Origin of the sequence: Pseudomonas sp. KU26590 (assembly GCF_026153515.1) — a bacterium.
Lineage (GTDB): Bacteria > Pseudomonadota > Gammaproteobacteria > Pseudomonadales > Pseudomonadaceae > Aquipseudomonas.
Genome location: NZ_CP110644.1, coordinates 2,775,578 through 2,787,630 on the forward strand (window position 1 = coordinate 2,775,578; position 12,053 = coordinate 2,787,630).

Sequence of the window (12,053 nt, forward strand, 5' to 3'; positions counted from 1 at the left end):
GGTTGCAGCGGTGGATTTACAGCAGGGCTTCGTCCTGACCCGGCATTGGCGCGACACGGACGCCGGCACCGAGGTGGAATTCTGGCTGGCCACCGATGAGGGGCCGCGCCAGGTGCGCCTGCCGTATCAGACCTCCGTGGCGTTTATTCCGGCGCAGCACCGCGAGCGCGCCGAGGCCGTGTTGCGCAACGAGCGCCATGTCGAGCTCAAACCACTGGAGCTGTGTGATTTCCGCCATCGCCCGGTACTCGGGCTTTACACGCGGCAGCATCGCCAGTTGATGAACCTGGAAAGCGATCTGCGCAAAGCCAGCGTCGACGTCTACGAAGCCGATATCCGCCCGCCCGAGCGTTACCTGATGGAGCGTTTCATCACCGCGCCGGTGCAGTTCAGCGGTCGAGCTGATGGCAATGGCTTGTTGCTGGACGCGCAACTCAGACCTGATCCGGGTTACCGACCGACCCTCAAACTGGTCTCGCTGGACATCGAAACCACCGAGCGCGGTGAGCTGTATTGCATCGGCCTGCACGGCTGCGGCGAGCGTCAGGTGTACATGCTCGGCCCGGCCAATGGCGATGACGCCGAGGTGAATTTCAAGCTTGAGTACTGCGACACCCGCGTCGCGCTGCTGGAGAAACTCAACGAATGGATGGCCCGCCATGACCCGGACGGGATCATCGGCTGGAACGTCGTGCAGTTCGATCTGCGCGTGCTGCACGAGCACTCGCGGCGCTTGAATGTGCCGCTGCGCCTGGGTCGCGGCGGGGAGGTGATGACCTGGCGCGAGCACGGCGCGCGCAACAATCACTTTTTCGCAGCGGCGGCCGGGCGGCTGATCATCGACGGCATCGAGGCGTTGCGTTCAGCGACCTGGAGCTTTCCTTCGTTCAGTCTGGAAAACGTATCGCAAACGCTGCTCGGCGAAGGCAAGGCCATCGACAATCCGTATCAGCGCATGGATGAAATCAACCGCATGTTCGCCGAGGACAAACCGGCGCTGGCGCGTTACAACCTCAAGGATTGCGAACTGGTTACGCAGATTTTTGCCAAGACCGAGCTGCTGACCTTCCTCCTCGAACGCGCCACGGTGACCGGCTTGCCGGTGGACCGCAACGGCGGCTCGGTGGCCGCGTTCGAGCATTTGTACATCCCGCTGATGCATCGCCAGGGCTTCGTCGCGCCGAACCTGGGCGAGCGCATGCCTGAAGCCAGCCCCGGCGGTTTCGTCATGGATTCCCGGCCCGGGCTGTACGAATCGGTGTTGGTGCTCGATTACAAGAGCCTGTATCCGTCGATCATCCGCACGTTTCTGATTGACCCCGTGGGCTTGATCGAAGGCCTCAAGCACCCCGACGACAGCGAGTCGGTGGAAGGCTTTCGCGGCGCGCGGTTTTCCCGGACGCGGCACTGTCTGCCGGCCATCGTCTCGCGTGTCGCCGAAGGGCGCGAAGTCGCCAAACGCGAGCGCAATGCGCCGCTGTCCCAGGCGCTGAAAATCATCATGAATGCGTTCTACGGCGTGCTCGGCTCCAGCGGTTGCCGCTTCTTCGACACGCGGCTGGCGTCGTCGATCACCCTGCGCGGGCACGAGATCATGCACCAGACCCGGCTGCTGATCGAAGCCCAGGGTTACGAAGTGATTTACGGCGATACCGACTCGACGTTTGTCTGGCTGAAAAAAGCCCACGCGCAAGACGATGCCGCCCAGATCGGCACCGCGCTGGTCAAGCAGGTCAACGACTGGTGGCGCGCTCATGTAGAAGAGGAATACGGGCTGAAGAGTGCGCTCGAACTGCAATTCGAAACCCACTTCAAACGTTTCCTGATGCCAACCATTCGCGGCGCCGAAGAGGGCAGCAAGAAGCGCTATGCGGGCTTGGTGACCCGCGCCAATGGCGAAGACGAAATGGTCTACAAGGGCCTTGAGGTGGTGCGCACCGACTGGTCACCGCTGGCCCGGACCTTTCAGCAGGAGCTGTACCTGCGGATTTTCCAGCGTCAGCCCTTTCAGGAATACATTCGCGAGTACGTGGGGCGAACCCTGGCCGGGGAGCTCGACGGCCAGCTCATCTATCGCAAGCGCCTGCGCCGGGCCCTCGACGATTACGAGCGCAACGTGCCGCCCCATGTGCGCGCCGCGCGGCTGGCCGATGAGTACAACCGCCAGCAGGGACGGCCGTTGCAGTACCAGAATGGTGGCTGGATCAGCTACGTGATCACGGTGGCCGGCCCCGAGCCGCTGGAAGTGCGTACGGCGGCCATCGATTACGGCCACTACATCAGCAAACAGCTGCAGCCGATTGCCGACGCGATCCTGCCGTTCGTGATCGCGCGGACCATCGATCTGAGTTCCCAGGACCAGTTCAGCTTCGATTTTTGACCCGCGTTCTCACGCCAGCGGATTGATCCGCAACGCGTCCAGCACCACGCGAAACGCCGCCGTGTGCTGGCGCCGGCTGGGGTAGTACAGGTGATAGCCCTCGAACGGTTCGCACCAATCGGCGAGCACTTCCACCAGTTCGCCCTGCTCGATAGGCCCGGCCACCAGGCCCTCGGGAAGCTGCGCCAGACCGATGCCGTCCAGGCAACCCTGCAGAATCTGAAATACGCTGTTCATGATCAACGGGCCGTCGACGCGCACGCGGATATCACGGCCGTCTTTGGCGTACTCCCATTGATACAGCGCGCCGTGGGTCGGCAGGCGCAGATTGATGCAGCGATGGCGGGGCAGGTCTTCCGGCACCTGCGGCGTGGAATGCCGCGCCAGGTAGTCGGGGGACGCCACGGTCATCAGCCGCAACGGCGGGGCGATCGGCGCGGCGATCATGTCCGCCGCGAGGGTGTCACCCAGGCGCACGCCGGCATCGATGCGCTGGGCAACGATGTCGGTCAAACCATAATCGGTGACCAGTTCGATGGTCATGTCAGGGTATTGGTCGAGCAACGGTTTGAGTCGCGGCCAGAGCACGTATCGCGCGGCGAACTCGTCAGCGGTGATGCGGACCGTGCCGGAAGGGCGGCCGCTGTGGTCGATGGCGGCGTTGACCTGTTCCTCGATGCCGTCGAGCAGCGGCGCCAGTCCCTTGAATAACTGCTCGCCGGCCTCGGTGCGGGTCACGCTGCGGGTTGTGCGGGTGAGCAGGCGAACGCCGAGACGCTCCTCAAGCAGGCGCATGGTCTGGCCGACGGCGGAGGGTGAGATGCCCAGCGCGGTGGCGGCGCGGGTAAAATTGCCTTCGCGGCCTACGGCGACGAATACGGCCAGGTCATCCAGTTTGTAATCCGCCATTGCGAAGCGCTCCTTCATTTTGATCGAAGCATTCTACGGATACTGTCGGCAATGCGCCCTTGTTACGCTGCCTGCACATTTTCTGGAGGTCGCTATGAGCTCAACTGATTTATCTGCTGAAGACATGCAAATCCACCGCGCCGGCTCGGCCAAGGCCATCAAGGGCCCGGCAGACTGGTTCACGGGTGACGTCAGAATCGACCGGATTTTCAACGCACCGGCGCCGGCGCGGGTCGGCCTGGCTATCGTGAATTTCCAGCCCGGCGCGCGCACCAACTGGCACACCCACCCGCTGGGGCAGATTTTGCTGGTCACCGATGGCGTCGGCTGGACCCAATGCGACGGCGGGCCGAAAACCGAAATCCGCCCGGGCGATCTGATCTGGTGCAACTGCGGCCGCCGTCACTGGCACGGCGCAACCGACACCACCGCCCTGCAACACGTCGCGGTCAATGAAGCACTGGATGGCAAGCCGGTTGATTGGCTGGAGCCGGTGACCGAGCAGACCTACCTGGCCGGGCCGGTGAAAAAAGACTGAGGGGTTGGTGCCGGACGGGTTGTGTCGGTGGACACTTCGTAACTGAACCATTGCATTCGCGGGCAAGCGCGCTCCTACAGGGCCCGCGGTCTGAGGACAGATCCGCGTATTCCACCGATGTCACTCTGCAGGAGGCGTGACGCACCGTTGCGTCACGCTGCGCCTCACTCCTTCACGTCCATGAAATCCTTGGCCCAGGCCACGTAATTTTCCGGGAACGTGTAGGTGTGCGTCAGTTCGGTGGCGCTGTGGTTCGAGGTGCTGTGGGTGACCTGACGTTGGGCGCGAAGGCTGTCGTAGGTGGCCTTGATCGCGGCGAAGTACGCCGCGTGGCCTGCGACCACCACCCGCACGCCCAGATCGGCCAGGCGCTGACGGTCATTGAGTTCAGGGTTGCCGTAGGTCACCAGCATCAGCGGCACGCTGAGCTTTTCCGAAATCTGCTCCAGGTGCTCGAAGTCCTTGATCCCGACGATGCAGATGCCGTCGGCACCGGCCTTTTCGTAGGCCAGGGTGCGTTCGATAATGTCCTGGACGGGCAGCACGCCGGCGTTGGTCCGGGCGACGATCGTCAGTTCCGGGTCGACCCGGGCTTCAAGTGCCGCCTTGACCTTGCCGATGCCTTCTTCGATGGACACCAAATCCGTGGATTTGCGCCCGAATTGCGCGGGCAGCAAAGTGTCTTCGATTGTCAGCGCCGCCACACCGGCGCGCTCCAGTTCTTCCACGGTGCGCATGACGTTCAAGGCGTTGCCGTAGCCATGGTCGGCGTCGGCAATGAACGGCAGCTGCGCGACACGACCGATCCGGGTCGCCTGCTCGACGAATTCGCTCAGGGTAATCAACGCAAAATCCGGTGCTGCCAGCACCTGCAGCGACGCCACCGACCCGCCCAGAATACCAACCTCAAAACCCAGATCGGCCGCAATGCGCGCCGACATGGGATCGAACACTGAAGCTGTCTCGACGCAGTGCTGCGAAGCCAGCTGCTCACGGAATTTGCGACGCAAAGCGGAGTGGGAAATTCTGGACATAGGGCTTCCTGATTCAGGCCGTCATCGAAATGCCAGCAATGCTACCGCAAATTCAGGCTGAAACGTCTCACCTCGACGAGCGACGTGCATTGATGTGGGTTTGTGGCGGCGCAGGGCTGACCTCCGCAGCACTTGGCAGGACCGCTTCAGCAGGGAAGGCGGCAGCAACACACCGCAGAATTAAGGGTGACTTCACCGGCCTCTTCCCGGCTGAAGCCGGTCCCACTTAAACACCACGCGCGCCGAGTGCCGATCGTTCCCACGCTCTGCGCGGTAACGCCGCCCCGGACGCTCCGCGTCCTGCAGAAGACGCGCATTCATGTTGGGCAGGTGACGCGGAGCGTCGCAGGATGCATCCCCACGCGGAGCGAGGGGACGATCGTAACGGGAACACCGCGCCCAGTAGGACCCGCGCTCTTAGTGGGACCGGCTTCAGCCGGGAAGTCGCAGGACCTCCCGCCGCGAACCCCAAACTGTAAATACCGAAGCAAGCGCTTGCGTGAATCGATTCAGCTGTTCTAGGATTCAGCTGTTCCGAAATATTTCAAGGCAATACCCGAGCGCCACCCGCAAAAGAGGTGGCCCAGGCATAAAAACAAGAAACCTCGGAGATTCACATGATCAGCTCGTCTGCTCGATTGCCGCGTGTGCTGTCCGCGCTTGTCCTTTCTGATTCATCGGCTGCTCGGTCATGAGTGCTGCCGTCCTCTCCGATTCTCCCCAGCCCGTGCTGGAAATGACCGCCATTTCCAAGACCTTCAACGGCCTGCGCGTGCTGAAAAATGTGGCCCTCAAGGTGTACGCCGGTGAAGTTCATGCCCTGATGGGCGAGAACGGCGCGGGCAAGTCGACGCTGATGAAGATTCTGTCCGGTGCCTATCAGGCCGATGCCGGTGGCGAGATCCGCATCGACGGACAGACCCTGAACGCGTTCGACCCGTTGTCTGCCAAAGCGCGCGGCATCGCGGTGATCTATCAGGAACTGAGCCTCTGCCCCAACCTCAGCGTCGCCGAGAATATTTATCTGGGCCGCGAATTGCGCCGTGGCTGGAGCATCGACCGCAAGGCGATGGAAGCCGGTTGCGTTGACGTGCTGGTGCGACTGGGCGCCGATTTCAAACCCTCAACCAAGGTCAGCGTGCTGTCCATTGCCGAGCGGCAACTGGTGGAGATTGCGCGGGCGCTGCACGCCAACGCGAAAATCCTGGTGATGGACGAGCCGACCACGCCGCTGTCGTCCCGGGAAACCGATCGCCTGTTTGCGCTGATCAAACAGCTGCGTGACCAGGGCCTGGCGATCATCTACATCAGCCATCGCATGGCCGAAATCTACGAGTTGTCGGACCGAGTTTCGGTGCTGCGCGACGGCGAGTACGTCGGCATGCTGGAGCGCGATGCGCTGTCGGCCGAGGCGCTGGTGAAGATGATGGTCGGCCGCGACCTGTCCGGTTTCTACAAGAAAGAACACGCCGCCTACGACCCCGGCGCGGTGGTCATGCGCGTGCGCGACATGGCCGACGGCAAGCGCGTCAAGCCGTGCAGCTTCGATCTGCACGCCGGCGAAGTGCTGGGCATCGCCGGGCTGGTCGGGGCAGGGCGCACGGAACTGGCGCGGCTGATTTTCGCTGCCGACCCACGCACCTCCGGCACCCTCGAAGTGGCCGGCAATGCGATCACTGATCTGCGCAACCCCACCGACGCCATCCGCGCGGGGGTGGTTTACCTGACCGAAGATCGCAAGGCCCAGGGCCTGTTTCTGGACATGAGCGTGCGCGACAACATCAACGTCTGCGCCTGCGTGCCCGACGCCCACACCGGCGGCGTGCTGGATCGCGGCCGTGGCGCGAAACGGGCGATCGAGGCGATTCGTTCGCTGTCGATTCGCGTGGCGTCGGGCAAGGTCAATGTCGGCGCGCTGTCCGGCGGCAATCAACAGAAGGTCCTGCTGGCGCGGCTGCTGGAGGTCAAGCCCCACGTGCTGATCCTTGATGAGCCGACGCGCGGTGTGGACATCGGCTCGAAGTCCGAGATCTATCGAATCATCAACGAACTGGCCAAGGCCGGCGTCGGCATTGTGGTGATCTCCAGCGAGCTGCCGGAAATCATCGGCACCTGCGACCGCGTGCTGATCATGCGCGAAGGTGAGCTGGTGGCCGAAGTCGGCGGCGCGTCGGGGCAAGAGATCTCCCAGGAGCGGATCATCGATCTGGCAACGGGGAGTGCACAGGTGGCCCATGTCTAGACCCACCTCTCAGGCGCGACACTTAACGTGCAGGAGCGCGCTTGCCCGCGAACGCGTTGTATCAGTCAGCGCATTTGCCACTGACAGATCCCGTTCGCGGGCAAGCGCGCTCCTACACGGATCGCAATCTTCCGATAACAATAAAAAGGAACCCAGGCCATGAGTCTGCCCCTGGAAAACTCGCCCACCGTTGCCGCCATCAGCAAGCGTGAACGGGTGCGCGAACTGATGCGTACCGTTGGCATGCTGCCGGTGCTGATTCTGTTGCTGATCGGCTTCTCGCTGATGACCGACACCTTTATGAGCTGGCAGAACCTGTCGATCATTACCCAGCAAGCCTCGGTCAACGTGGTGTTGGCGGCGGGCATGACCTTCGTGATTCTGACCGCCGGCATCGACCTTTCGGTGGGCGCGATTCTCGCGGCTTCGGCTGTGGTTGCCCTGCAAGCCTCTATGTCGCCGCAGTTCGGCATGCTCGGCATCGCCGCCGGTGTCGGCTTCGGCCTGCTGCTGGGTCTGGTCAACGGTGGCCTCATCGCATTTATGCGTCTGCCGCCGTTCATCGTCACCCTCGGTGCGCTCACCGCCATGCGCGGCCTGGCGCGTTTGCTGGCCGACGACAAAACCGTCTTCAACCCCGACCTGCCTTTCGCCTTCATCGGTAACGATTCAGTCCTCGGCGTGCCGTGGCTGGTGATCATCGCCGTGGCGGTCATCGCAGTGTCGTGGTTCATCCTGCGCCGCACGGTGATGGGCGTGCAGATCTATTCGGTGGGCGGCAATCCCGAAGCCGCGCGCCTGTCCGGGATCAAGGTGTGGAAGGTGTTGCTGTTCGTCTACGCGGTCTCCGGTGCGCTGGCCGGGCTCGGCGCGGTGATGAGCGCCTCGCGCCTGTTCGCCGCCAACGGCCTGCAACTGGGCCAGTCCTACGAGCTGGACGCCATCGCGGCGGTGATCCTCGGCGGCACCAGCTTCACCGGCGGCGTCGGCACCATCGGCGGCACCCTGATCGGCGCGCTGATCATCGCGGTGTTGACCAACGGCCTGGTACTGCTGGGCGTTTCCGATATTTGGCAATACATCATCAAAGGCATCGTGATCATCGGTGCGGTGGCGCTGGATCGTTATCGCCAGTCCGGTGCACGAACCTGATCCAACGCTGTATGGCTGCATGCGTTTCAACGAAGAATCCAACAATAATCACAAGAGAGAACCCATGAACTTCAAACGCAAATTCCCCGCTGTCATGTCCCTGTGCCTGGCCGCTTTGCTGTCCCAGGGCGTTGAAGCCCGCGAGCTGAAATCCGTCGGCATCACCCTGGGTTCCCTGGGCAACCCGTATTTCGTCACCCTGGCCGACGGCGCCAAGGCCAAGGCCATGGAGCTCAACCCCAATGTCAAAGTGACCTCTGTCTCCGCCGATTACGACCTGAGCAAGCAGTTCTCGCAGATCGACAACTTCATCGCCTCGGGCGTCGACCTGATCCTGATCAACGCCGTGGACCCGAAGGCCATTGCTTCGGCGGTCAAGAAGGCCCAGGCCGCCGGCATCAAGGTCGTCGCCGTGGACGTGAGCGCCGCCGGTGTCGACGCCACCGTTCAGACCGACAACGTGGAAGCGGGCAAGCTGGCCTGCCAGTTCATCGTCGACAAGCTGTCGGGCAAGGGCAACGTGATCATCCAGAACGGCCCGCAAGTCACCGCTGTGACCGACCGCGTCGCCGGTTGCAAATCGGCCTTCGCCGCCGCGCCGGACATCAAGATTCTGTCCGAAGATCAGGACGCCAAAGGCTCACGCGAAGGCGGCCTGAATGCGATGCAGGGTTACCTGACCCGCTTCCCGAAAATCGACGGCCTGTTCGCGATCAACGACCCTCAAGCCATCGGCAGTGACCTGGCCGCCAAGCAGCTGAAACGCAGCGGCATCGTCATCACCTCGGTGGACGGTGCGCCGGACATCGAGCAGGCCCTCAAGGCCGATACCTCGATTCAGGCCTCGGCCAGTCAGGACCCGTGGGCCATGGCGCAGCAGGCGGTGGTCATCGGCAACGACCTGCTCAACGACAAGAAGCCGGCTGAAGCGGTGACCCAGCTCACGCCGAAACTGATCACCCGCGACAACATCGGTTCCTACAGCGGCTGGTCCAGCAAGCACTGAGACGCAGGCCTGAAGGAGTCGGCGCAGTGATCAAAATGGAAGACGTGGCGAAGCGGGCGCGGGTATCGACGTCGACCGTTTCCCACGTGCTCAACGGCACGCGCAAGGTCAGCGACAAGACGGTGGAAGCGGTGCAGCGGGCGGTTCAGGACTTGGGCTACATCCCCAACACCCTGGCGCGCTCGCTGGCCCGTTCGCGCACCAACACCATCGGCGTAGCGATCTCGGCGCTGTCGAACCACTATTTCAGCGAAACCGTGCACGCCATCGAAACCGAATGCGCGCGCCACGGCATCATGATGTTGTTCGTCGACACCCACGACAATCCCGCCCAGGAACTGCGCGTGGTTCAGGCGCTGCACCACCGACGTGTGGACGGCATTCTGCTCGCGCCGTCCAGCGATCCGCAGCAGGCAGCGTTGGCGTACCTGCGCAACAACGCGATTCCCAGCGTGCTGGTGGACAGGATGGCGGTCGAGGGTTTCGATCAGGTCGGCGTCGAGAATCGTCTGTCCACCGCTGAGTTGGTGACGCACCTGATCGGCCACGGTCACCGGCGCATTGCCATGATCGCCGGTCATCGCGGCCTGAGCACGACGGAGGAGCGGATCGAGGGCTACCGGCAGGCGCTGGTCGACGCTGATCTGCCGTGGGATCCGCAGTTGCTGATCGACGGCGAGTCGAACAGCGAATCGGCACGGGTCGCCACAGCAGCGCTGTTGCGCCTGAACCCGCCGCCCACGGCGATTCTGGCGGCGAATAACCTGATGACCATTGGTGCGATGCACGCCTTGCGTGAAGCGAACATTGGCGTACCCGAGCACATGGCCCTGGTGGGTTTTGATGATTTCGACTGGGCGGATTTTTTCCTGCCGCGCTTGAGCGTGATCGCTCAGCCGGTGCCGGCCCTGGGCGCGCGGGCGGTGCAGTTGCTGTTGCAGCGCATCGACGATCCCGAGGGCAAACGACTGTCGGAGCGACTGGCGCCGACGTTACGCATTCGCAATTCGTGTGGGTGCCTTTGAGCGTCCGCTGCCATTCACCGGATTTTCAGGCACCGAGCTTCCAGTCACCGAACTTCCAGGCACCGAACTTCCAAGCGCCGAGTTTTCAGCCATCGAATTTTCAGGAACCCGATTTTCATGAATCAGCTTGTTTCCCTGGGCATCGACCTCGGCACGTCCGAGCTCAAGGCTATTCTGCTGGACGCCGACGGCGAGGTGCTGGCCCGGGCCGGTGCGCGGGTGGAGGTCAGCCGACGGCAGTCGGGCTGGTCGGAGCAGAACCCGGCTGACTGGTGGCAGGCCTGTCTGTCGGCGCTGGGCCAGTTGCGGGCAACCAATCCCCAGGCGTGGACGCGGGTGGCTTGCATCGGGCTGTCGGGGCAGATGCACGGCGCGGTTCTTCTGGATGCGGCGGAGCAGGTGCTGTATCCGGCGATTCTCTGGGACGATTCGCGCGCTGTGGTTGAAGCGTCGCGGCTCAACGAAGATTTCCCGGATTACGCCGCAGTCACCGGCAGCCTGGCCATGGCCGGCCTCACCGCGCCGAAGCTTGTGTGGATGCAGCAGCACGAGCCGCAGGTGTTCGCGCGCATTGCCAGCGTGCTGTCGCCGAAGGATTACCTGCGTTTGCTGCTGACCGGCGAGCAGGTGAGTGATATGTCCGACGCCGCCGGCACGTTGTGGCTGGATGTGGCGAAGCGCGAATGGTACGCGCCGATGCTCCACGCCACCGGGCTGACCATCGAGCAGATGCCCCGGTTGCTGGAGGCCGATCAACCGTCGGCCGGGCTGAGTGCCGAGGCAGCGCATGCGTTGGGCTTGCCGCTGGGTCTGCCCGTGGCCGCAGGCGGTGGCGACAACCCGGTTTCCGCGGTAGGCATCGGCGCGATCAACGCCGGTGATGCGTTCGTCACCCTCGGCACCAGCGCGGCGATTGTTGCGATCACGGATCATCCGGCTGGCAAGCCGGCCAGCGCCGTGCACAGCTTCTGCCACGCGTTGCCGCAGCGTTGGTACACCATGGGCGCGATGCTGGCCGGGGCGAGCTGCCTGCGCTGGGTCACCCGCTTGTTGGGTCAGCCCGATGAGCAGGCGTTGCTCGATCAGGTTCACGCTGGGTTGCCGGTCGATCAGCCGGTGGCGGTGTCCAGTCCGCTGTTTCTGCCGTACCTCGCGGGCGAGCGCACGCCGCACAACGACCCGCTGCTGCGCGGCGGATTCATGAACCTGGGCCACGACAGCACGCCGGCGATGTTGGGCTATGCGGTACTTGAGGGTGTTGGGTTCGGACTGCTGGACGCAATGAACGCCACGCTGTCCGCCGGCGCCACGGTCAACGCCTGCGCGCTGGTGGGCGGCGGGGCACGCAGCGAATACTGGGCACAGCTGCTGGCCAACATTCTTGATCGCGAGGTGTACACCTTACACGGCAGCGAACTCAGCGCGTGCATGGGTGCGGCGAAGCTGGGTTTTCTGTCGATCGGGGAGGGGGCTGAGTTGCTGAAGCGGGGGATGGCGGTGAAGGCGCGTTATCAGCCGATGCCGGCGGTGCAGGGGGCGTTGCAGGCGCGATACGGGAAATTCAAAGGCTTGCTGGGTGCCGCGCAAGTATTGCGTGCCTGACGTCCAGTGCGGCATGCCACGCAGAGCGTGGGCACGATCACAAGTGTTTGCGTTCGCCGCTGATTTCGGGCGCTTTCGAGATTTACTGTGGGAGCCGGCTTGCTGGCGAATGCGGTGGGTCAGAACAGAAGGTGTCGCCTGACAAAGCGCGTTCGCCAGCAAGCC

The 12,053-nt window shown here is 63.4% G+C and carries 9 protein-coding genes; 7 read left to right on the plus strand and 2 right to left on the minus strand.

Annotated elements, in window-relative coordinates; genetic code table 11:
• The first annotated feature begins 10 nt into the window (after positions 1-10).
• Entirely contained in the window at positions 11-2,380 is a 2,370-nt protein-coding gene (locus OKW98_RS12230) for a DNA polymerase II (RefSeq protein WP_265389383.1), read from the plus strand.
• Between the two features lie 9 nt (positions 2,381-2,389).
• On the opposite strand, the gene OKW98_RS12235 is transcribed toward OKW98_RS12230, so the two are convergent.
• Complete coding sequence (locus OKW98_RS12235) at positions 2,390-3,289, minus strand: LysR family transcriptional regulator (protein WP_265389384.1); 900 nt, start codon at positions 3,287-3,289, stop codon at positions 2,390-2,392.
• Between the two features lie 94 nt (positions 3,290-3,383).
• Between OKW98_RS12235 and OKW98_RS12240 the strand changes: the two genes are divergently transcribed.
• Complete coding sequence (locus tag OKW98_RS12240; RefSeq protein ID WP_265389385.1) at positions 3,384-3,827, plus strand: cupin domain-containing protein; 444 nt, start codon at positions 3,384-3,386, stop codon at positions 3,825-3,827.
• Positions 3,828-3,991: 164 nt separating this feature from the next.
• Here the strand turns inward: OKW98_RS12240 and OKW98_RS12245 are convergent, their stop codons facing one another.
• Complete coding sequence (locus OKW98_RS12245) at positions 3,992-4,861, minus strand: isocitrate lyase/PEP mutase family protein (protein WP_265389386.1); 870 nt, start codon at positions 4,859-4,861, stop codon at positions 3,992-3,994.
• Between the two features lie 691 nt (positions 4,862-5,552).
• Here OKW98_RS12245 and OKW98_RS12250 point away from each other — a divergent pair.
• From OKW98_RS12250 to xylB, 5 genes are all read left to right on the plus strand, one after another.
• A complete protein-coding gene (locus OKW98_RS12250; protein WP_265389387.1) occupies positions 5,553-7,103 on the plus strand; it encodes a sugar ABC transporter ATP-binding protein in 1,551 nt (516 codons plus the stop codon).
• A gap of 159 nt (positions 7,104-7,262) precedes the next feature.
• Complete coding sequence (locus OKW98_RS12255; RefSeq protein ID WP_108121758.1) at positions 7,263-8,255, plus strand: ABC transporter permease subunit; 993 nt, start codon at positions 7,263-7,265, stop codon at positions 8,253-8,255.
• 64 nt (positions 8,256-8,319) lie between these two features.
• Positions 8,320-9,261, plus strand: coding sequence for an ABC transporter substrate-binding protein (locus tag OKW98_RS12260; protein WP_265389388.1), 942 nt, complete (start codon positions 8,320-8,322; stop codon positions 9,259-9,261).
• Between the two features lie 26 nt (positions 9,262-9,287).
• Positions 9,288-10,286: a LacI family DNA-binding transcriptional regulator gene (locus tag OKW98_RS12265; protein WP_265389389.1), complete on the plus strand. Its 999-nt coding sequence runs from the start codon at positions 9,288-9,290 to the stop codon at positions 10,284-10,286.
• Between the two features lie 117 nt (positions 10,287-10,403).
• The gene (gene xylB, locus OKW98_RS12270) at positions 10,404-11,888 is read left to right on the plus strand and encodes a xylulokinase (RefSeq protein WP_265389390.1); all 1,485 of its coding nucleotides are present in this window, start codon (positions 10,404-10,406) and stop codon (positions 11,886-11,888) included.
• Positions 11,889-12,053 lie beyond the last annotated feature (165 nt).

Coding starts and splice junctions, on each gene's coding strand:
- OKW98_RS12255 (WP_108121758.1), top strand. CDS start 7,263: ATGAGTCTGCCCCTGGAAAACTCGCCCACCGTTGCCGCCATCAGCAAG.
- OKW98_RS12245 (WP_265389386.1), bottom strand. CDS start 4,861: ATGTCCAGAATTTCCCACTCCGCTTTGCGTCGCAAATTCCGTGAGCAG.
- xylB (WP_265389390.1), top strand. CDS start 10,404: ATGAATCAGCTTGTTTCCCTGGGCATCGACCTCGGCACGTCCGAGCTC.
- OKW98_RS12260 (WP_265389388.1), top strand. CDS start 8,320: ATGAACTTCAAACGCAAATTCCCCGCTGTCATGTCCCTGTGCCTGGCC.
- OKW98_RS12250 (WP_265389387.1), top strand. CDS start 5,553: ATGAGTGCTGCCGTCCTCTCCGATTCTCCCCAGCCCGTGCTGGAAATG.
- OKW98_RS12240 (WP_265389385.1), top strand. CDS start 3,384: ATGAGCTCAACTGATTTATCTGCTGAAGACATGCAAATCCACCGCGCC.
- OKW98_RS12235 (WP_265389384.1), bottom strand. CDS start 3,289: ATGGCGGATTACAAACTGGATGACCTGGCCGTATTCGTCGCCGTAGGC.